Origin of the sequence: Micromonospora sp. WMMA1947 (assembly GCF_027497355.1) — a bacterium.
Classification (GTDB): Bacteria; Actinomycetota; Actinomycetes; order Mycobacteriales; family Micromonosporaceae; genus Micromonospora.
The window spans coordinates 2,604,093-2,624,604 of record NZ_CP114909.1 but is presented as its reverse complement, the minus strand read 5'-3'; the positions used below and the strand labels follow the sequence as shown (position 1 = coordinate 2,624,604).

Annotated in this window: 18 protein-coding genes and 1 pseudogene; 7 read left to right on the top strand and 12 right to left on the bottom strand. The window is 73.2% G+C overall.

Annotated elements, in window-relative coordinates; translation table 11 throughout:
• Positions 1–54: 54 nt before the first annotated feature.
• Positions 55–477, bottom strand: a complete 423-nt coding sequence (locus O7604_RS12635) for an ester cyclase (RefSeq protein WP_281579723.1) — start codon at positions 475–477, stop codon at positions 55–57.
• A 118-nt stretch (positions 478–595) separates the two neighbouring features.
• Between O7604_RS12635 and O7604_RS12630 the strand changes: the two genes are divergently transcribed.
• Positions 596–1,639 (top strand): glutathione S-transferase C-terminal domain-containing protein, encoded by a 1,044-nt coding sequence (locus O7604_RS12630; RefSeq protein ID WP_281579722.1) that lies wholly within the window; start codon positions 596–598, stop codon positions 1,637–1,639.
• A gap of 163 nt (positions 1,640–1,802) precedes the next feature.
• On the opposite strand, the gene nuoH is transcribed toward O7604_RS12630, so the two are convergent.
• Positions 1,803–2,765 (bottom strand): NADH-quinone oxidoreductase subunit NuoH, encoded by a 963-nt coding sequence (gene nuoH, locus O7604_RS12625; RefSeq protein ID WP_281579721.1) that lies wholly within the window; start codon positions 2,763–2,765, stop codon positions 1,803–1,805.
• Positions 2,765–3,592, bottom strand: coding sequence for an NADH-quinone oxidoreductase subunit C (locus O7604_RS12620; protein WP_281579720.1), 828 nt, complete (start codon positions 3,590–3,592; stop codon positions 2,765–2,767). The genes nuoH and O7604_RS12620 overlap by 1 nt, the downstream gene beginning before the upstream one ends.
• A gap of 103 nt (positions 3,593–3,695) precedes the next feature.
• Here O7604_RS12620 and O7604_RS12615 point away from each other — a divergent pair, with 103 nt between their 5' ends.
• Complete coding sequence (locus O7604_RS12615) at positions 3,696–4,742, top strand: glucose 1-dehydrogenase (protein ID WP_281579719.1); 1,047 nt, start codon at positions 3,696–3,698, stop codon at positions 4,740–4,742.
• A 30-nt stretch (positions 4,743–4,772) separates the two neighbouring features.
• Here O7604_RS12615 and O7604_RS12610 read toward each other — a convergent pair whose 3' ends face one another.
• On the bottom strand, positions 4,773–6,089 hold the full coding sequence (locus O7604_RS12610) for a DUF2252 domain-containing protein (RefSeq protein WP_269703967.1): 1,317 nt from the start codon (positions 6,087–6,089) through the stop codon (positions 4,773–4,775).
• A gap of 36 nt (positions 6,090–6,125) precedes the next feature.
• Positions 6,126–6,686 (bottom strand): NADH-quinone oxidoreductase subunit B, encoded by a 561-nt coding sequence (locus O7604_RS12605; RefSeq protein WP_269703966.1) that lies wholly within the window; start codon positions 6,684–6,686, stop codon positions 6,126–6,128.
• Positions 6,687–6,851: 165 nt separating this feature from the next.
• Between O7604_RS12605 and O7604_RS12600 the strand changes: the two genes are divergently transcribed.
• Positions 6,852–7,772 (top strand): hypothetical protein, encoded by a 921-nt coding sequence (locus O7604_RS12600; RefSeq protein WP_281579718.1) that lies wholly within the window; start codon positions 6,852–6,854, stop codon positions 7,770–7,772.
• A 50-nt stretch (positions 7,773–7,822) separates the two neighbouring features.
• Here O7604_RS12600 and O7604_RS12595 read toward each other — a convergent pair whose 3' ends face one another.
• From O7604_RS12595 to O7604_RS12585, 3 genes are all read right to left on the bottom strand, one after another.
• Positions 7,823–9,400, bottom strand: coding sequence for a D-glucuronyl C5-epimerase family protein (locus tag O7604_RS12595; RefSeq protein WP_269703964.1), 1,578 nt, complete (start codon positions 9,398–9,400; stop codon positions 7,823–7,825).
• Positions 9,401–9,505: 105 nt separating this feature from the next.
• Positions 9,506–10,984 carry an aminotransferase class V-fold PLP-dependent enzyme gene (locus O7604_RS12590; RefSeq protein WP_281579717.1) on the bottom strand — a complete coding sequence of 493 codons (1,479 nt, stop codon included), beginning with the start codon at positions 10,982–10,984 and terminating at the stop codon, positions 9,506–9,508.
• A gap of 31 nt (positions 10,985–11,015) precedes the next feature.
• Positions 11,016–12,383 (bottom strand): MFS transporter, encoded by a 1,368-nt coding sequence (locus tag O7604_RS12585; RefSeq protein WP_281579716.1) that lies wholly within the window; start codon positions 12,381–12,383, stop codon positions 11,016–11,018.
• 124 nt (positions 12,384–12,507) lie between these two features.
• On the opposite strand from O7604_RS12585, the gene O7604_RS12580 reads away from it, so the two are divergent.
• Both O7604_RS12580 and O7604_RS12575 read left to right on the top strand, forming a co-directional pair.
• Positions 12,508–12,864 carry a hypothetical protein gene (locus O7604_RS12580; RefSeq protein WP_269703961.1) on the top strand — a complete coding sequence of 119 codons (357 nt, stop codon included), beginning with the start codon at positions 12,508–12,510 and terminating at the stop codon, positions 12,862–12,864.
• Positions 12,864–13,520 carry a nucleotidyl transferase AbiEii/AbiGii toxin family protein gene (locus O7604_RS12575; protein ID WP_281579715.1) on the top strand — a complete coding sequence of 219 codons (657 nt, stop codon included), beginning with the start codon at positions 12,864–12,866 and terminating at the stop codon, positions 13,518–13,520. Before O7604_RS12580 ends, O7604_RS12575 begins: the two co-directional genes overlap by 1 nt.
• 57 nt (positions 13,521–13,577) lie before the next feature.
• Here O7604_RS12575 and O7604_RS12570 read toward each other — a convergent pair whose 3' ends face one another.
• Positions 13,578–13,889 (bottom strand): MGMT family protein, encoded by a 312-nt coding sequence (locus O7604_RS12570; RefSeq protein WP_269703959.1) that lies wholly within the window; start codon positions 13,887–13,889, stop codon positions 13,578–13,580.
• A 21-nt stretch (positions 13,890–13,910) separates the two neighbouring features.
• Entirely contained in the window at positions 13,911–15,353 is a 1,443-nt protein-coding gene (locus tag O7604_RS12565; protein WP_281579714.1) for a D-glucuronyl C5-epimerase family protein, read from the bottom strand.
• A gap of 193 nt (positions 15,354–15,546) precedes the next feature.
• Here O7604_RS12565 and proB point away from each other — a divergent pair, with 193 nt between their 5' ends.
• A complete protein-coding gene (gene proB, locus O7604_RS12560; protein WP_269703957.1) occupies positions 15,547–16,656 on the top strand; it encodes a glutamate 5-kinase in 1,110 nt (369 codons plus the stop codon).
• A gap of 44 nt (positions 16,657–16,700) precedes the next feature.
• Positions 16,701–17,942, top strand: coding sequence for a glutamate-5-semialdehyde dehydrogenase (locus tag O7604_RS12555; protein ID WP_269703956.1), 1,242 nt, complete (start codon positions 16,701–16,703; stop codon positions 17,940–17,942).
• A 310-nt stretch (positions 17,943–18,252) separates the two neighbouring features.
• Here O7604_RS12555 and O7604_RS12550 read toward each other — a convergent pair.
• A pseudogene (locus O7604_RS12550) lies at positions 18,253–19,137 on the bottom strand (hypothetical protein); the annotation flags it as partial.
• 91 nt (positions 19,138–19,228) lie between these two features.
• Complete coding sequence (moeZ, locus tag O7604_RS12545; protein WP_269703954.1) at positions 19,229–20,476, bottom strand: adenylyltransferase/sulfurtransferase MoeZ; 1,248 nt, start codon at positions 20,474–20,476, stop codon at positions 19,229–19,231.
• Positions 20,477–20,512: the final 36 nt, after the last annotated feature.

Below are 20,512 nucleotides of genomic sequence, written 5' to 3'. Positions count from 1 at the left end.
GCCCGGGCGCGCGCGACCACCACCCGGCGCTTTGGCCCCCGGCGTGCGGCCGGATCACGCCTCGCCGGGTGTGAGCGGGGGCAGCATCTCCACGCCGAGCTGCTGGAGCAGCTGGAACAGCTCGTTGACGCTCCACACGTCCACGATCCGCCCGTCGTCGTCGAAGCGCAGGAACGTGGCACCGGAGTAGCTGACCACGCGGCCGGTCGGCGGCACCGGCCCGAACTGCCCGGCCTGGGTGCCGGCGGCCCGCCAGCGCACCGCCACCCGCGCACCTGTCGCCACCACGTCGACGATCTTGTAACGCAGGTCGGGGAACGACGCCCGCCGGTCCCGGTGCCACGCCAGCGTCGCCGCCGGGCCGGTGCCGCCGAGCCCCGGGCAGTCCGCCGCCACCAGCTCGTACGCGCTCTCCTCGCGCCCCGCGTTCCACACGTCGGCGACGAAACGCCGGGCTGCCGCCTCCACATCGGTCACGGCGGGCAGCCTATTCCCCTCTCCGGAGCACTCGCCCTGCCGGTCTCCGGGGTACTCGCCCTGCCGGGAGCGGCCGGAGCGACCATGATGGGAGCGAAAAGCGAACTCGGAGGTGGGCGTGGGCAGCGACGACGAAGTCCTGGACCGGACCGGCGGCAAGTACGTGGAACCGGGTGGCGAGTTCACCCGCGACCAGCGCTACATCGCCACCCGGATCACCGCGGACGAGCGGGACGGCTGGCCGGTGGAGCCGGGCCGCTACCGGCTGGCGGTCAGCCGGGCCTGCCCGTGGGCCAACCGGCTGATCATCGTCCGGCGCCTGCTCGGGCTGGAGGACGCCATCTCGATGGCCGTGGCCGGGCCCACCCACGACAAGCGGAGCTGGACGTTCGACCTCGACCCGGACGGCAAGGACCCGGTTCTCGGCATCGAGCGGCTGGCCGACGCGTACTTCGCCCGCTTCCCCGGCTACGAGCGCGGCATCACCGTCCCGGCGCTCGTCGACGTGCCCACCGGGCAGGTCGTGACGAACGACTACGCGCAGATGAGCCTCGACCTGACGACCGAGTGGACGGCGTACCACCGGCCGGGCGCGCCGGACCTCTACCCGGAACCGCTGCGCGCCGAGATCGACGAGGTGAACGCTGTCGTCTTCGCCGACGTCAACAACGGCGTCTACCGGTGCGGCTTCGCCGGCAGCCAGGAGGCGTACGACAAGGCGTACCACAGGCTGTTCGACCGGCTGGACTGGCTGAGCGAGCGGCTGGCCGGTCAGCGGTACCTGGTCGGTGACACGATCACCGAGGCGGACGTACGGCTGTTCACCACGCTCGTCCGCTTCGACCCGGTCTACCACGGGCACTTCAAGTGCAACAGGCAGAAGCTCAGCGAGATGCCGGTGCTGTGGGCGTACGCCCGGGACCTGTTCACCACGCCCGGGTTCGGCGACACGATCGACTTCGACCACATCAAGCGGCACTACTACGAGGTCCACCGGGACATCAACCCGACCGGGATCGTGCCGCTCGGCCCCGACCTGAGCAACTGGCTCACCCCGCACGGCCGGGAGGAGTTGGGCGGCCGCCCCTTCGGCGACGGCACCCCACCCCCGCCCCCACCCGAGTCCGAGCGGGTAGACCCGTCCCACACCCCCTTGCGCTGACCCCCGCCCGGCCCCACCCCACCCCGGCCCACCCCACCCCGGCCCGGCCCCGCCCGCCCCGGCGATCTTGCACTTTGGGCCCCGAACCTGGGCGCCTTGCCCCTTTCGCCGAGGCAGAAAGTGCAAGATCGCCGGAAACAAGGGTGGGGCGGGTGCGGGCGGGTTACAGGGCCAGGCGGACTGCGGCGGTCAGGACCAGCTGGGCCAGGGCCAGGGGGACCAGGACCAGCCAGCAGAGGCGCTGGAGCTGGTCCTCGCGCAGCCTCGGGTAGCTCACCCGCAGCCAGATGATCACGAAGGCGACGGCGAAGACCTTGAGCAGCGTCCACAGCCAGCCGAGCTGCGCGTCGGCGAACGGGCCCTGCCAGCCGCCGAGGAACAGCACAGTGGTCAGCGCCGCGATCACCACGATGCCCACGTACTCGGCGAGCAGGAAGAACGCGAACCGCAGGCCGGTGTACTCGGTCATGTAGCCGAAGACCAGCTCGGAGTCGGCCACCGGCATGTCGAACGGCGGGCGGCGGATCTCCGCCAGCCCGGCGACGAAGAAGATCACCATGGCCGGCGCCTGCCACAGCAGCCACCACGGCTGCCACGCCTCCACGATGCCCGGCAGGCTCAGCGTGCCCGCCGCCATCGCCACCGAGGCGGCGGCCAGCACCAGCGGCAGCTCGTACCCGAGCAGCTGGGCCGCGCCGCGCAGCCCGCCGAGCAGGCTGTACTTGTTCGCCGACGCCCACGCCGACATGAGCACCGCCAGCACCCCGACACCCACCACGGCGAGCACGAAGAACAGGCCGATGCCCAGCGGCTGGGCGACCAGGTCACCCGGCCCGAGCGGGATGACGAGCAGCACCAGCAGGTACGGCACCAGCGCCACCGCGGGCGCCAGCCGGAACACCGGACGGTCCGCGTCGCGCGGGGTGACGTCCTCCTTCTGCACGAACTTGATGCCGTCCGCCACCAGTTGCGCCCAGCCGTGGAAGCCGCCCGCGTACATCGGGCCCAGCCGGCCCTGCATGTGCGCCATCACCTTGTGCTCGGCCTGGCCCACGATCAGCGGCAGCGTGAGGAACGCGACGAGCACCCCCGCCACCCGCAGGACCAGCTCCAACCAGTCCGGCATCAGCTCTCCTCCGCCGCGTCGGGCTCCGGCTCCTGGCGGGGCGGGCCGGTCGGCCGTTCCCCTGGCAGCGGCCGACCGAGCGGCCCCGCCTCGTCGGCCGCCGCAGCAGCACCAGCCCCCGACCCGGCCTCTCCGGCAGCAGGCCGCGCCGGACGCTCCCCCGGAGCGGGCCGCGCCGGGCGTTCGCGGGCCGGGCGCGCCGGCGTACCCCCTCGGGGGCCCTCACCCGCGCCGGCCGCACCCGCCGGCGTGGGCGTCGTGCCCCACTCACCCGGCGCGGGCACGCCCGGCGGCCGGACCGGCCGGCGGCCGCCGCCCGCCTCCGACTCGCCCGGCTCCTTCGCGCCGGGCCACGGCTTGGCGACCCGGGAGGCGAGAACGAACTCCTTGCGCAGCGGGTGCCCCTCGAACTCCGGCGGCAGCAGCAGCGGACGCAGCTCGCCGTGGCCGACGAAGTCGATGCCGAACATCTCGTGCGTCTCGCGCTCGTGCCACGCGGCGCCGGGGAACAGGTCGACCACCGACGCGACGACGGGCGCGTCCCGGGGCACCCGGGTGCGCAGCAGCAGCCCGTGCCGGTGCCGGACCGACCAGAGGTGCAGCACCACGTCGAAGCCGTCGGCCAGCTCGTCCACCGCCGACAGCCAGTCCAGGAAGTCGAGTTCCAGTTCGGCGTCGTCGCGTGCCGCACGCACCGCGTCCGCCCAGCTCGCCGGGGGTACGTCGACGGTGGCGCGGGCGTACCCCTGACCGCCGGAGACCGACGCGGTGGCCTCGACGGGCGCGAGCAGCGCGACCACTCGCCGGCCGACCTCTTCCGGAGTCATGCGCTGATCCTATGGTGGACGGCTGCCGGCCGGGTCGGGCCGTCCGTGCCGGGATCGCCGCTTTGCCGGACGGGCGGCGGAAGCGCGCGGAAAGATGAGGTCCGTGCGCGCTGTGACTGTGACCTCCGGTGTCCCGGATTCGCTGCGGCTCGCCGAGGACTGGCCCGAGCCACCGCCCGAGGAGGGCGCGATCCTGGTCGAGGCGCTGGCGGTGGGTGTCTGCGGCACCGACCACGAGATCGTGGCGGGCGAGTACGGCGAGGCGCCGCCGGGCCAGGAGCGGCTGGTGCTCGGGCACGAGTCGCTGGGCCGCGTGCTGGAGGACCCGACCGGCACGTTGCAGACCGGCGACCTGGTCGCCGGCGTGGTCCGCCACCCCGACCCGGTGCCGTGCGCGAACTGCGCGGTGGACGAGTGGGACATGTGCCGCAACGGGCGGTACACCGAGCACGGCATCAAGGCGCTGCCCGGTTTCGCCCGGGAACGCTGGCGGTTGCAGCCCAAGTTCGCCGTCGGCCTGGACCCGGCGCTCGAGTCCGTGGGGGTGCTGCTGGAGCCGACGAGCGTGGTGGCGAAGGCGTGGGACCACATCGAGCGGATCGGCCGCCGGGCCGAGTGGAAACCGATGACGGTGCTGGTCACCGGCGCCGGGCCGATCGGGCTGCTGGCCGCGCTGCTGGCCAGCCAGCGAGGACTGTCGGTGCACGTGCTGGACCGCAACACCACCGGCCCGAAGCCGGACCTGGTCCGTGCGCTCGGGGCGACGTACCACACGGCGACCGTGCCGGAGCTGGACGTCAAGCCGGACGTGGTGATCGAGTGCACCGGCGCACCCACCGTGGTGCTGGACGCGATGTGCAAGGCCGCGCCCACCGGCATCGTCTGCCTGACCGGCGTGTCCAGCGGCGGCCGGACCATCAACTTCGACGCCGGTGCGCTCAACCGGGAGCTGGTGCTGGAGAACAACGTGGTGTTCGGCTCGGTGAACGCCGGGCGGCGGCACTGGGAGATGGCCGCCGAGGCGCTCGCCCAGGCCGACCGGTCGTGGCTGACGTCGCTGATCACCCGCCGGGTGCCGCTGTCGAACTACCGGGAGGCGTACGCCACGGCCGGCGAGGACATCAAGGCGGTGCTGGACTTCACGCAATGAGGCGGGGCGCCGGATCCGGCGCCCCGGCCCTCAGATGCCGGGCAGCCGGCCGTTGCGGAACAGGTCCACGAAGAGCTGGTGGTCCTCGCGCGCCCGGATCCCGTACCGGTGCCCGAAGTCGACCAGGTAGTCGACGAACGCCTGCGGTTCGGCGTCGACCACGGCGACGATCGCCTCCTCGGTGGAGTAGTCGACCAGGTCGTGGCTGGACTCGTCGTCGGCGACCGAGTGCATCCGGGCCACCGCCCGGCCCAGGTCGGCGAGCACGCCCGCGAGTTCCTCCGGCTCGTTCACGTCGGCCCAGTCCAGGTCCGCCGCGTACGGGGAGACCTCGGCGACGAGCTGCCCGACGCCGTCCAGCTCGGTGAAGCCCAGCCACGGGTCGGCGTGCGCCTGCAACGCGCGCTGCGACTCGGCGGTGCGGTGCCCCTGGTGCCGGAAGTACGAGCGGACCCGCTCGTCGTCGACGTACCGCGCGACGGCCGGCACCTGCGCCTGCTTCATGTAGATGACGACGTCGTTCTCCAGCGCCTGGGTGTGCCCCTCCAGCAGCAGGTTGTACGACGGCAGCCCGGCCGACCCGATGCCGACGCCCTTGCGCAGCACCACGTCCTTGATGCCCGCGGCGACCGGGCGCGTCCGGGCGGTCGAGTCCGGCAGCGTGTGCAGGTAGTCGGCGAACGCCGCGCACACCTTCTCCCGGGTGGCGTCGTCGATCTCGTGCACGCCGTCGCCGAGGGAGAACCGGCGCTCGTAGTTGTCGATGGTGGTCTGCGCGGCGAGCAGGTCCACCCGGGTGTTCAGCCGCGCCTGCTGGAGCACCCGGCGCAGCACGCCGTCGGCGTTGTCGAGCGTGATCGAGCCGATCGCGTCGTCCCCGCCCGCGGCGATGGCCCGCAGTTCCGCCAGGTACGACCGGGCGAAGCCGGACACCAGCTCGCCGATCACCCGGTCGGAGAGCGCCTTGGCGTAGCCGAGCAGCGCCACGCTGGCGGCGAAGCGCTTCAGGTCCCAGGTGAACGGCCCGACGTACGCCTCGTCGAAGTCGTTGACGTTGAACACGAGCTGCCCGGAGGCGTTCATGTAGGTGCCGAAGTTCTCGGCGTGCAGGTCGCCGTGGATCCACACCCGGCTCGTCCGGTCGTCGAGGAACCGGTCGCTGCCGAAGTCGCCGCGCTGGTCGGCGTAGAACAACGCGGCACTGCCCCGGTAGAAGGCGAACGGTGACGCCGCCATCTTGCGGAACTTGCGGCGGAACGCCGCCGGGTCGATCGCCATGGACGCGCCGAACTCCTCGGTCAGCACGTCGATGATGAATGCGGAGCGCTTCTCCGCGAGGTCGGTCATGGCCCGCAGGCTAGCCCCGCGCCGCCACCTGGCGGTTCAGCCGACCGGCGGACGTACCGGGGGTGCGGTCAGCGCCTCGACGGGCCGTGCCACCGCGTCCGCCGGGGAGGTGAGCGCGTCCGGGCGGGGTACGCCGCCGACGCCGGACTGCTCGGCGGCGATCTTCTCCTGGAGGCGGAGGATGCCGTGCAGCAGCGCCTCCGGGCGCGGCGGGCAGCCGGGCACGTACACGTCGACCGGGATGAGCTGGTCGACGCCCTTCGTCACCGAGTAGGAGTCCCAGTACGGGCCGCCGCAGTTGGAGCAGGCCCCGAACGAGATCACGTACTTCGGTTCGGGCATCTGGTCGTAGAGCCGCTTGATCGCCGGGGCCATCTTGTCGGTGACGGTGCCGCTGACCACCATGAGGTCGGCCTGCCGGGGCCCGTGGGCGAACGGGATCACGCCGAGCCGCATGAAGTCGTGCCGGCCCATGCTGGTCGCGATGAACTCGATGGCGCAGCAGGCCAGGCCGAAGTTGAACACCCAGAGCGAGTAGCGGCGGCCCCAGTTCAGCACGAACCGGATCGGCTCGCCGAGCACGGCCGGCACCTGCATCTCTGGCCTCCCTCGCAGTTCCCCGAGGTGCCAGTCAACCACAGCGGTCCGGTGTCGTACCCCCGACAGGGCACCCGCGCAACGGTCAGCCGTGCCGGCGTGTGTCACCACTGTCGGGCGGACGGAACCACCGCCGCCCACCACGGGGATCACGGAGGACCTGTCATGACCACATGGACCACACGGGTGGCCGCCGCGCTGCTCGCCGGGGCGGCGGCGCTGTTCGCGCCGGCCGCGCCCGCCGCCGCGGCCGGCGGCACCACGGCGCGGCTGACCGTCGACACCGGGACGCTGGTGCTGACGCCGACCGACAAGGGGTACGTCGGGACGCTGACCACGACGATCAGCAACCGGGGCCGGGCGGACGCCACCGCCGGCCTGCGCATCACCGAGCCGGCCGGTGGCTCCTTCACCGGCCTCGACAACGGCTCGCCCTGGTTCACCGTGGGGATGGAGCAGAACCGCCGGGTCGTCGAGAGCTACGGCGGCCGGGTCGCGGCCGGCGCGAGCGTGACCGTCCGCCTCGACTTCCAGGTGTGGACGACTGCGCGCGCCTACCCGATGACCGCCCTGGGCGGCTCGGTCGCGGTGGTGCCGGACGGTGGGGTGTCGGACCGGGACTCCTTCCGGACCGTGTTCCGGTCCACCTCGGGCAGCGTCCGCAACCCCCGCGTCTACCGGCAGGCCACCGAGACGGACCTGACCATCAGGGGTGGCGACGTGACGCTCACCCGCCAGGCCGACGGGGCTCTGCTGGGCCGGATGCCGGTCACCGTGCGCTACGGCAACGACGCCCCGTCGTTCCGGCTCGACGTGCGGGCGGGCCTGCCCGCCGGGGTCGAGGTGTGGGCCACCGACCCGCAGGACCTGCCCAGCTTCCCGGACTGGTTCGACGTTCCCGGCGGCCGGTTCATGCCGGGCGAGGAGCGCACGTTCGACGTCGTCCTGCGGGCTCCGGCCGGAACCCCGGCCGGCGCGCTGGGCAGCGGCTCGTTCACCGTGGCGGCCGTCTACGAGAGCGAGCCGGTCGTGGACGTCGACCCGGCGGACAACACCACGTCGTTCGACATCAGCGCGACCGGCTGAGACAGCTGACAGAGCGGCCCGCCCGGACTCCGGGCGGGCCGCTCTGTCGCTCAGGTGAAGGCCAGTCCGGTGGTGTGGGGCAGCCAGTAGCCGACGTACGCCCCGGCGGTGACCTGGTAGCTGAGCCGGCCGTTGACCCACGCGGTGGCGCCCAGCGGCGCGATCGAGGCGGCCGAGAACGTGAGCCGCTTGGAGCCGGTCACGTTGCCCGCCGCGTCGTAGGCGTACCCGGTGTAGGTGCCCGGCTGGAAGGAGAGCGTCCGGGCCGGGCTGTAGCGGTGCTCGACCGCCTTGCCGAGCAGGACGCGCTGCCCGTACGCCTCGGGGACGAGGTAACCGGCGAGTGCGCCGTTGGCGATCAGGTAGTAGATGCCCCGCCCGTACACGCGGACCCGCTGGCTCGCCTGGGCCCCGGAGGCGCGGGCGAGCTTGAGCGTCTTCTGGCTCCGGACGGCCCCGGTGCTGGAGAAGGTGTAGCCGACGTGGGTGCCGGCGGCGAACGACACGGCGCCGTTGACGGCGGGCACCGGGTAGTCCGAGCGCAGCAGGTACGCGTACGTGGCGAAGGTGGCCGACGTGGTCATCTCGTACAGCTTGAGGTTCTGCGCGGTGTGGACCTGGTGGTACTTCACGTGCGGCTGCGCGCAGCCCATCGAGTAGTTGCTGGCCCACCGGGTGACCCGGAAGTGGGTCGGCAGGTACCGCCGGACGGTGCTCGCCGCGCCGTCGAAGACGGCGACCGCCCGCTCGTCACCGGTGAGCCGCCAGTAGTCGTACACGCCGTAGAGGGCGAAGGTGTGCCCGTTGAGCACCCGTTCCCCGGTGGTGCCGAAGGTCACCGGGTACTCCTCCAGCCACAGGTAGCCGTTGGGGTCGACCCAACTCGCCCAGGGCGCGTTGGCGACGACCGGCAGCGTCAGGCTCAGGAACGTGTTGTCCGCCGCCGTCCGCCACTTGGCCTCGCCGGTGATCTCGGCCAGGCCGACGAAGAGGCTCAGCATCTCGCCCTGCGCCATCCCGCTGTACCAGGGCGCGCGCAGCAGCGGACGGCCCGTGCAGCGGCTCAGGTCGAAGTCGTACGGATACCACCAGGCGCCCCGCGACTCGACCCGGCGGTCGATGTTGCGCTGGGCGTTGGCGACGGCCCGGTCGAGGAACCGCTTGTCGCCGCTGATCCGGTAGGCGGCCAGGTTGCTCAGGCCCCACTGCGCCTGGCCGACCGGGTGGTTCCAGGTCTTCCCGGCGAAGCTGAACATGCGGACGCCCTGCGCGTCGTGCAGTCCCTTGTCGACGAGCGGCGCCGGGTTGCTGTTCGTGGGCTGGGCGGCCAGCGGCAGCGGCTTCGGCAGGTGCCCGTCGCGGGCGTACGTGGCGGCGGCGGTGGCCCCGCTCGCCCGCTCCCGCCGCTGCTGTTCCTTGGTCTTCGCCACGTCCCGCGAGGGCAGCTGCGGCACCCCGTCGGTCAGCGGGTCGGGCGCCCACCCGGGGTCCACGACGGAGACGTCGGCGCTGCGGTCCGGGCCGGGTGGCGCGGCGGGGGCGGTACCGGCCGGCGCCAGGCCGACCATCGCGCCGGCCGCGACCACTGCCACGAACCGGCGGACAGGTGGTGACTTTGCGGTGATCATGCAACACTCCCCGTGTCATCGATGTGCCCTGATGCTAGGCAGGGACGGGCACCGGGTCCGGCACCGAAACGCCCGACTTCTCCGCCGAACGGACGAACTCGGGTGTCACCAGGCGGGGCGCTGGAGCAACCCGACGAACTCGGCGAGCAGCCGTTCCCGCAACCGCGCCGGCGCGGCGTCGAGCAGCGTGTTGACCACCGCCATCCGGTCCGGCACGCCGGCGCCGCCGGCCAGGCCGAGCCCGCCCGCGAGCCCGGCCACCAGATCGGGGGTGAGTGCCTCCGGCGTGAGGCTGCCGGCCAGCGCCAGCAGCTCCGGCGGCAGCACGACCGGTCCGGCGGCGCGGGCCGCCGCGACCGCCTCGGCCAGCGCCGGACCGAACTCGGGCACCCGGGGCGCCACCGCCGCGGTCACCGTGAGGTGCACGCTGGCCGGCAGATCGGCGTACGTGAGCTGGGGCTGGGTGTGCCAGCCACGCGCGGTCAGCTCGTCGACGAGCACGAACAGGTCGAGCCCCGGGTCGTCGGCGGTGAGGCAGACCACAGTGGTCTCCGGTTCGGCCATCAGCCGTAGCCCGCCGGTGGCCCGTACCGCGTCGGCCAGCCCGGCGACCGCGTCCCGGGTTGCGGCGGCCAGCCGCAGGTAGCCGTCCTCGCCGAGGTGACGAAGCGTGGCGTACGCGGCGGCGATCGGCCCACCGGAGCGGGTGGAGGCGATCACCGGGTTGACCATCGTGTACCCGGGCCAGTCGGCGTACGCGAAGAACTGCGGGGCGCGCAGCGCCGGATCGCGGTGCAGCAGCACCGAGACGCCCTTCGGCGCGTACGCGTACTTGTGCAGGTCGACCGAGATCGAGGTGACCCCCGGCACGGCGAAGTCGAACGGCGGCACCGGCGCGCCGAGCCGCCGCAGCCAGGGCAGCGCCCAGCCGCCGAAGCAGGCGTCCACGTGGCAGCGCACCCCGGCGGCCCGCGCGACGGCGGCGATCTCCGTCACCGGGTCGACGACCCCGTGCGCGTACGACGGCGCGGACGCCACCACCAGCACGGTCTCCGGGCGGATCGCGGCGGCCACCGCCGCGACGTCCGGCCGCAGCGTCACCGGGTCGACAGGCACGGTGTCGAGCGCGACCCGCAGGTAGTGCGCCGCCTTGGCGAACGCGGCGTGCGCGGTGGCCGGCACCACGATCCGCGGCTCGGTCAGATCGGGGCGGGCGTCCCGGGCCGCCTTGACGGCGAGCAGCAGCGACTCGGTGCCGCCGCTGGTGACGCTGCCGACCGCGTCCGGCGCGCCGGTGCCGGGCCCGCCGCCGAGCAGCCGGGCGGCGGCGCCGACGAGCGCGTTCTCCATCGCCAGCAACGACGGGAACGCGGTCGGGTCGAGGCCGTTGACGTGGGCGCTCTCCGCGTACGCGGCCTGCGCCAGGTCGTCCAGCCCGGCCACGCCGGGGTCGTAGACGTACGCGAACAGCCGCCCGCCGTGCGTCGGCCGGTCGGCGGCCCGCAGCGCGCGGATCTCGCCGAGTACGTCCGCCGCGGGCATCCCCCGCGCGGGCAGCGCGCCTCCGCCTGCCGTGTCGGTCATCGGGTGGTTCCTCTCCTGGACGGGCCGGTGCTCACGTCCGCACGGCCGAGGCGGCGCCGTCGGCCTCGGGTGCGGCGGTGGCCAGCTGGGCCGGGGTCAGTGTGTAGCCGCGCAGCAGCACCAGCGGGATCGCCACCAGCAGGGCGGGCAGCACCGTGAACCCGAGCAGCACACCGAGGCGGGCCGTGTCGGACTGGACGGCGGCGGTCCCGGTGGACGACGAGACGTAACCGGAGAGCTGCAGCACCAGCCCGTAGATGCCGGGCCCCAGCGCCAGCCCGAACGTCTCCCCCGCGGTCCACAGCCCGGTGAACACCCCGGCCTGCCGCCGCCCGGTGCGCGCGGTGTCGTACGCGATGCAGTCCGGCAGCATGGCCAGCGCGAACACCTGCTGTCCCGCGTACCCGACGCCGATCACCGCGACCACGGCGTAGGCCGCGGCGGCGGGCAGCGCGGGCGCGGCGACCAGGGCCAGCGCGCCCACCGCGAAGATCACCGACGCGGCGACCAGCGACGTCCGCTTGCCCAGCCGGGCGCCGGCCCGCGACCACAGCGGCATGACCAGCAGCGCGGGCGCGACGAAGCAGGCGAACAGCAGCGTGGGGCCGCTGTCCGGCTCGCGCAGCACCTGGTCGGCGAAGTACTTCACGCCGGCCAGCACGGTGGCCACCCCGGCGGACTGGATCACGAAGCAGATCAGCAGCACCCGGAACGGCCGGTTGCCGGTGGCGACGGCGAGCTGCGCCCGCAGGCTCGGCTCGCTCTCCCCCACCGTCCCGGTCGGCGCGGACCGGGTGCCGAAGAAGACGCCGACGGTGCCGGCGACGATCAGCGCGGCGACGAACAGGCCCATCCACCGGTGGCCGGGCACGCCGTCGCCGCCCGCGCTCACCACCGCCGGGGCCACCGCGCCGGAGACCAGGATGGCCAGCGCCAGCACCGCGATCCGCCAGGTCATCAACCGGGTACGTTCCGCCGGGTCGGCGGTCAGCTCGGCCGGCATGGCGACGTAGGGCACCTGGAAGAACGCGAACGCGGTCGCGGTGGCCAGGAACGCCAGTGCCACGTACGCGGCCGCGGCCGGACCGTTCGCGAACGGCGCGGCGAAGATCGAGGCGAACAGCACCGCGAGCGCCAGCCCGCCACCGAGCAGGTACGGCCGGCGCGCGCCCCAGCGGGAGCGGGTCCGGTCGGAGATCCGCCCGGCGACCGGGTTGACCAGCACGTCCCACGCCTTCGGCAGCAGCACCAGCAGCGCGGCCAGCCCGGCGGCGACGCCGAGCGTGTCGGTGAGGTACGGCAGCAGGAGCAGCCCGGGTACGGTGCCGAACGCGCCGGTGACCAGGGAACCCAGCGCGTACCCGAGGTGCACCCGGCGGGGCAGGCCCGAAGCTGTCATGGAGCCGAATGCTACTCACGTTATGGCCCGCGTCACATCCCCTCGTCCGGCGCTGCTCGTGCGATGCCGCCAGGCGCTCGCGAGTCGCGGGAAGCCACAGGCCGGCACCGTTACCCTGGAGGGCATGGACCCGGCCCGATCCGTCCGCAGCTCGCGGGCACCGTACGAGGCCCGCCCCGGCCGTCGTGCGGTGGTGGTTCGCGACCTGAACGAGTTGCAGGGCCCTGTCTCCGGCGTGGTCGAGCTGCCCCATCGGCTGTTCTGGCAACCCGACCGGCACGTCGACCTCGACGTACCGGGTCTGCTCGCCTGGATGTACGAGACGGTGCTCACCGAAGCCGTTCATCCCGACGAGTTGCGCGCGTGGCTGCACGGTCCGACCCTGGTCCGGCTGTGGCCCGAGCTGTACGTGCCCCGCGGTGTCCGCCGCGCCTGGGAAGAGAGCCACCCGGTGCTGCGCTCCCGGGACGTCGCCGCCTGATGCCACCGGCGCCGGACCCGTTCCAGCACGAGGTCGCCCGTGTCGCGCTCGCCGTGGCCGGTCGGCACGGCTTCGCCCTCGCCGGCGGCCAAGCCCTCATCGCCCACGGCATCGGCGCCCGTCCCACCGAGGACGTCGACCTGTTCACCGATGTCGACGGCGGGGTCACCGCCGCCGCCGAGCTGGTACACGCCACCCTGCTCGATGCCGGTTTTCAGGTCGACACCATCGCCGAGCCCACCGAGCTGGACGACGTCTTCTACGGCTTCGAACACGACATGACCGAGTTCGAGGTTCGCCGCGACGACCGGACCGTGCGGCTGCAGCTCGTACGCTTCGCGCGCAACACCAGCCCGATCGTGCTCGACGTCGGTCCGGTGCTGCACCTCGACGACGTGATCGGCACCAAGGTCGCGGCGATGGTCACTCGCGCCCAACCCCGCGACTACATCGACGTTGCCGCCGCCCTCGGCCGCTACAGCAGAGACGACCTGGTCCGCCTCGCGCGGAGGGCCGACCCGGCGCTCACCGACGAGGAGTTCCAGGACGCGCTACAGCGCCTCGACCGCCTGGCCGACACCGTCTTCACGCTCTACCGCCTCACCCCGGCCGAGATCCGCGACCTCCGCCAGACGTTCTCGGACTGGCCGCGATGACGGGCCGGGTCCAGCGCCGCCGCGACTGAACGCCTGGCTGCCTCCGACGCGGCCGGGTCACACCTCGTCCGGCGACCAGGACGCCGCCGCCAGGTCCACCCGGTCGCCGCGCAGCGGGCACCCCTCGGCGAGCAGCCGTTCCCGGGCCTTGCGCTCGTGCCCCGGCGGCATCCGGCCGGCCGCGTTCACCACCCGGTGCCACGGCACCCCGCCACCGTGCCGCGCCATGATCGAACCGACCAGCCGCGGCGACGCCCGCCCCGAACGCTCGGCCAGCGCGTCGGCCACCGCCCCGTACGACATCACCCGCCCCGGCGGGATCCGCTCGACCAGCGACAGCACCGCCTCGACGTACTCGTCAGGTGTCACGGAAAGCCACGATAAGGGACCTCAGCGGGCGGGCGAGCCGATGGCGAGGTCGCCCCGGGCCGCCAGCCAGTAGCCGTCCAGCTCACCGCCGGTCACCTGGTAGCTGAGTTCACCGTTGACCCAGGCGGTGCCGCCCAGCGTCAGCTCCGTCACGGCGGCGAAGGTGACCTTCCGGGAGTCGAGCACCGCGCCGTTGCGGTCGAAGGTGTAGCCGGTGTAGGTGCCGGGCTGGGCGGTCAGCACGCGTGCGGGGTGGTAGCGGTGCTCGGCCGCCACCCCGAGCAGGACCCGCCGGCCGGGTTCCTCGGGCACCAGGTAGCCGGCCAGCGGGCCCTTGGTGATCCGGTAGTGGATGCCGCCACCGCGTACCCGGATGCGTTCGTCGGCCGCGAACCGGCTCGTCCGGTTCAGGGTGACGGCGCGCTGCGCGGTGACGGTGCCCTTGGCGTCGTACGTGTATCCCACGTGCGTCCCGGGCTCGAACTGCACGGTGCCCGTCAGATCCGGCACCGGGTAGTCCGCCCGCAGCGTGTCGGCGTACTCGGCGAAGACCGTCGCGTGGGTCACCTCGTACAGCTTGAGGGTCTGCCGGGTGTGGACCTGGTGGTACTTCGGGTGGAAGTGCCGGCAGTTCATGGAGTACCGGCTGGCCCAGTTCTCCACCCGGAACCTGGTCGGCAGGTAGCGGCGCACGGTGGTGGCCGCGGCGTCGAAGATCTCCGCCGCCCGCTCGTCGCTGGTCAGCCGCCAGTAGTCGTAGACGCCGTACAGGGAGAAGATGTGCCCGTTGAGCACCTGTTCGCCGCGCGGGTCGTCGTTCTCCGGGTACTCCTCCAGCCACAGGTAGCCGCCGCGGTCGGTCCAGGTGGCCCACGGCTCGCCGGGCTGGACGGGCAGGGTAAGGCTCTGGAACGTCCGGTCCGCGGCGGTCCGCCACCTCTCGTCGCGCGTCTCCTCGTACAGCCCGACAAAGAGGCTCAGCAGTTGCCCCTGCGACATGCCGCTGTACCACTTGGGCTTCAGCAGTGGACGCTTCTTGCACCTGGTGAGCTCGAAGTCGTACGGATACCACCAGGCACCGCGCGACTCGACCCGGCGGTCGACGTTGCGCTGCGCGTTCGCGATCGCCCGGTCCAGGTAGATCCGCTTGTGGGTGGCCCGCCAGCCGGCCAGATTCTGCAGACCCCACTGGGCCTGGGCCACCGGATGGTCCCAGGTCTGATCGTGCATCCGGAACATCCGGACGTTCTCGGCATCGTGCAGCCCGGCGTCCACCAGCGGCGCGACTCCCTCGCGCGACGGAATCGCCGGGAGTGGCACCGTGTGCGGCCGGTAGCCGTCCCGCCGGACGGCCGGCGCCTTCTCGTCGCGGAGACCGGCAAGCACCGGTGTCAGCCCGGCGACCAGGCCGACGGTGACGAGCAGCGCCAGCCACCAGGCACGATGAGCCCTCGGAATTATCACTGTGAACCCCCGTTCGTGATGAACGAGACGTTATGCAGCGGAATCCGCAGGCGTGTGCCGCCAACCGGGTGATCAAAATTGGTCGGTCGTCGAGCAACCGTTTTCGCATCGGTTACGTCGGGCACCGGCCGCGAGCTGCCACGATTTGGGAACGCGCCGCGGCACCGCGGACCGCAGCGCGCAGAATGGTCGGGTGCGCGAAGCAGTCACCTCGGCCCGTCGGATCGTGGTCAAGATCGGTTCGTCCTCGCTGACCACCGCGACGGGCGGCCTCGACGACGCCCGGGTCGACGCGCTCGTCGACACGCTCGGCGGGCTCGCCGCCGACGGACGCGAGGTGGTGCTTGTCTCCTCCGGCGCGATCGCCGCCGGGCTCGCCCCGCTGCGGCTGACCCGGCGCCCGCGCGACCTGGCCACCCAGCAGGCCGCCGCCAGCGTCGGTCAGGGCCTGCTCATCGGCCGGTACGCCGCGGCGTTCGCCCGGCACGGCCGCACCGTCGGGCAGGTGCTGCTCACCGTGGACGACGTGACCCGGCGGGCGCACTACCGCAACGCGTACCGGACGCTGCGCAAGCTGCTCGACCTGCGCGCCGTGCCGATCGTCAACGAGAACGACACGGTGGCCACCGAGGAGATCCGGTTCGGCGACAACGACCGCCTGGCCGCGCTCGTCGCCGCGCTCGTCGACGCCGACCTGCTGGTGCTGCTCTCCGACGTCGACGCGCTCTGGACCGGCGACCCGGCCCGGACGGGCAGCACCCGGATCACGGAGGTGCACGGCGAGGGCGACCTCGCGGGCGTGGACGTCGGCGGGGCCGGTCGGGCCGGGGTGGGCACCGGCGGCATGGTGACGAAGGTCGAGGCGGCCCGGATCGCCACCGGCTTCGGCATTCCGGTGGTCCTGACCGCCGCGCCGCTGGCCGCACCGGCGCTGGCCGGTGAGCCGGTCGGCACGTACTTCCACCCGAGCAGCCGCCGCCCCGCGGCCCGGCTGTTCTGGCTGGCGCACGCCACCGCCCCCCGTGGCCGGCTGCACCTCGACCCCGGTGCGGTGCAGGCGGTGGTCGGCCGGCGCAAGTCGCTGCTGCCCGCCGGCATCACCGCCGTCGACGGCGCGTTCACCGCCGGGGACCCGGTGGACCTGGTCGACACCGCCGGCGCGCCGGTGGCCCGAGGGCTGGTCAACTACGACGCGGTGGAGCTGCCGGGCCTGCTCGGCCGCTCCACCTCCGAACTCGCCGCGGCGCTCGGCCCGGCGTACGAACGTGAGGTCGTCCACCGCGACGACCTGGTCCTGCTGTAAGCAAGGGCCCCTTCTAAAAAAACACCTCCGAAGGAGTACGCACGATGAGCGTCGTCGAGCAGGCCCGGCGAGCCCGGGACGCGGCGGAAGCCCTGGCCACGGCCACCCGTACCGTCAAGGACGCCGCGCTGCACGCGATGGCCGACGCGCTCGTGGCGCGTACCCCGGAGATCCTGACGGCGAACGCGGCGGACCTGGCGGCCGGGCGCGAGGCCGGGCTGTCGGCGGCCGTGCTGGACCGGCTCGCGCTCGACGAGGGCCGGGTGGCCGCCATCGCCGACGCGCTGCGCCAGATGGCCGCGCTGCCCGACCCGGTCGGCGAGGTGGTACGCGGTTCGACGCTGCCCAACGGCCTGGAGCTGCGCCAGATCCGGGTGCCGTTCGGTGTGGTCGGCATCGTCTACGAGGGCCGGCCCAACGTGACAGTCGACGCCGCCGGGATCTGCCTGAAGTCGGGCAACGCGGCGCTGCTGCGCGGCTCCTCGTCGGCCGCCAGCTCCAACGCGGCACTGGTCGCGGTGCTGCGCGACGCGGTCTCCGGCTCCGGGCTGCCGGCCGACGCGGTGCAGCTGCTCGACTCCAGCACGCGCGACTCGGTCAAGGAGCTGATGCGCGCCCGCGGCCTGGTCGACGTGCTGATCCCGCGCGGCGGCGCGTCGCTGATCCGCGCCGTGGTCGAGGAGTCGACGGTGCCGGTGATCGAGACCGGCGTGGGCAACTGCCACGTCTACGTGGACGCCGCCGCCGACCTCGGCAAGGCCCTGGCGGTCACGCTGAACGCCAAGACCCAGCGCCTGTCCACCTGCAACACTGCCGAGTCGCTGCTGGTGCACCGTGACATCGCGGACGCGTTCCTGCCGGCCGTGCTGGCCGCGTTCGCCGAGGCCGGGGTGACGGTGCACGGCACGCCCGAGGTCGCCGCCCACTCCGACGCCGTGGTGCCGGCCACCGAGGAGGACTTCGGCACCGAGTACCTCTCCGCCGACATCTCCGTCGCCGTGGTCGACTCGCTCGACGCGGCGGTCGCGCACATCCGCCAGTACGGCACCGGCCACACCGAGGCGATCGTCACCGACTCGCAGCGGGCGGCCCGGGAGTTCGTGGCCCGGGTGGACTCGGCCGCGGTCATGGTCAACGCGTCCACCCGTTTCACCGACGGTGGCGAGTTCGGCTTCGGCGCGGAGATCGGCATCTCGACGCAGAAGCTGCACGCGCGCGGCCCGATGGGTCTGCCGGAGCTGACCAGCACCAAGTACGTGGTCACCGGGGACGGTCACCTGCGCTGATCCGCCCGGTCGGCTACGTGAGCTGGAGTGGGTCCCCGTCCGCCGAGGTGGACGGGGCACCCGGCGCCGTGGGCGGTACGACGAGCGGGGGCAGGCCCGGGGACACCGGCACGGACGAGCCGTCGTCCACGCCCAGGTCGGGCAGGACCGTCCAGGCCGACCACGGCGCGGGCCCGGCGTCCGGACCGGCCGGCGGCGGCGGGGCCGCGGCCGGCCGGCGCGGAATCGGTACGGCCGGCGGCGCGGGCAGCTCGGCGGTCTGCGGCACCACGAACGGCGCTCCGGAGACCGGGGCCTCCGGCGCGTTCGGGCGGCACGCGCGGATCGCCCGCAGCGTGGTGTGCACGTCGAACTGGTGGCCGTCGTCGCTGTCCCAGCCGCCGTCGCTGCGCTGGGTCTCGGCGAGCCGCCTGCGCGCGGAGACCAGCAGCCACTGCTCCTCGCCCACGTCGACCCGGCGCAGCGTGGCGGCCAGCCAGGCCACGTCGGCCGGGGACATCTGCGGGATCCGGTCGGCCAGCACCGCCTGGATGCGCGCCGACTCGTAGTACATCTGCTGGCGGTGCAGCACCGCGGCGGCGAGCCAGCCGGCGGGCAGGAAGGACGGCCAGCTGCCGTCCGGCGCGAGCTGGGCGGCGAGCGCCTGCGCCGCCGCCTGCACCACACCGGCGTACGCGCCGCCGACCCGGTGGTCGAGCGGACCGGCGGCCCGCGCGTCCAGCCCGGCCACGGTGAGCCAGAATCCGGCGTTCGCGGTCTGGTAGAGCCGTGCCTCGGGATCGCCGGGGGTGGCCCACTCGGGGGCGAGCCCGGCCAGCGAGGGGTCCTCGTCCCAGCCACCGTCGGGCAGTTGCCGGGCGGCCAGCCAGTCCAGCGCGTGCCGGGCGGCCGGGCGGCCCAGCGCGCCGAGGTCGTCCAGCTCGGCCAGGCGGAAGCAGGTCGCGTCGATCGAGGCGACCTCGCCGTCGAGGACGGCGGGCCAGCCGCCACCCGGCGCCTGCCCGGACTCGGCGGCGTCGAGCACGTCGGGCGGCACCGGAGCGCCGGTGCGCAGCCGGGAGAGACGGGCGCGGTCCACCGCGTCACCGTGAGCGACGACGAATCCGATCGCCGCGTCCAAGTCCACCACGGCACTGACGGTACTGGCGCGGCCGCGGTTACGCCTCGGTAGCTCGGTCAGGACCACCCGGCCCAGCGGTCGCCGCGATCGATCGTTTGCCCACGCCAGGTGCCCCGGAGAGCACGATGGGCCCGCCCGGAGCGCCGGGCGGGCCCATCGACACGACTCAGTACGCGGGCAGCGACGGGTCGACCTGCTTGACCCAGGAGAGCACACCGCCCTGGAGGTGCACCGCGTCGGAGAAGCCGGCCGCCTTCAGCGCGGCCAGCGCCTCGGCGGAGCGGACGCCGGACTTGCAGTGCAGCACGATCTGCCGGTCCTGCGGGAACTTCGCCAGCGCCTCGCCGGAGAGGATCTCGCCCTTGGGGATGAGCGTCGCGCCGGGAATCCGGACGATCTCGTACTCGGCGGGCTCGCGCACGTCGACCAGGAAGATGTCCTTGCCGGAGTCCTGCCAGTCCTTCAGCTCCAGCGCGGTGATGGTCGAGTCGACCACCGCCTCCTGCGCCTCGTCGGAGACGGCGCCGCAGAAGTCCTCGTAGTCCTCCATCAGGTCGGTGAGGGTCGGGTTCTCACCGCAGAGCACGCAGTTCGGGTCCTTGCGGACCTTGATCTTGCGGTAGCTCATCTCCAGGGCGTCGTACACCATCAGGCGGCCGACGAGCGGCTCACCGATGCCGGCGAGCAGCTTGATCGCCTCGTTGACCTGGATCGACCCGATGGACGCGCAGAGCACGCCGAGCACGCCACCCTCGGCGCAGGAGGGGACCATGCCGGGCGGCGGGGGCTCCGGGTAGAGGCAGCGGTAGCAGGGGCCGTGCTCGGCCCAGAACACCGACGCCTGGCCGTCGAACCGGTAGATCGAACCCCAGACGTACGGCTTGCCGAGCAGCACCGCCGCGTCGTTGACCATGTACCGGGTGGCGAAGTTGTCGGTGCCGTCGACGATCAGGTCGTACCGGGAGAAGATGTCCCGGACGTTCTCCCGGTCCAGCGCGGTGTTGTGGATCTCCACGTTGACCAGCGGGTTGATCTCGCGGATCGACGCCGCGGCGGACTCGGCCTTGGACCGGCCCACGTCGGAGACGCCGTGGATGACCTGGCGCTGCAGGTTCGACTCGTCGACGGTGTCGAAGTCGATGATGCCGAGCGTGCCGACACCGGCCGCGGCGAGGTAGAGCAGCGCCGGCGAGCCGAGGCCACCGGCGCCCACACAGAGCACCCGGGCGTTCTTCAGCCGCTTCTGCCCCTCGACCCCGACGTCCGGGATGATCAGGTGGCGTGAGTAGCGGCGGATCTCGTCTACGGTCAGCTCGGCGGCGGGTTCGACGAGCGGGGGCAACGACACGGTGGACTCCCCGGGATCGGCGGTGTGACCGCGCCATTGTCGCTCGCCGGGAGGGGGATCGGCCATGATGAGGGACACTCGGCCCGAACTGCGGGACCGGGA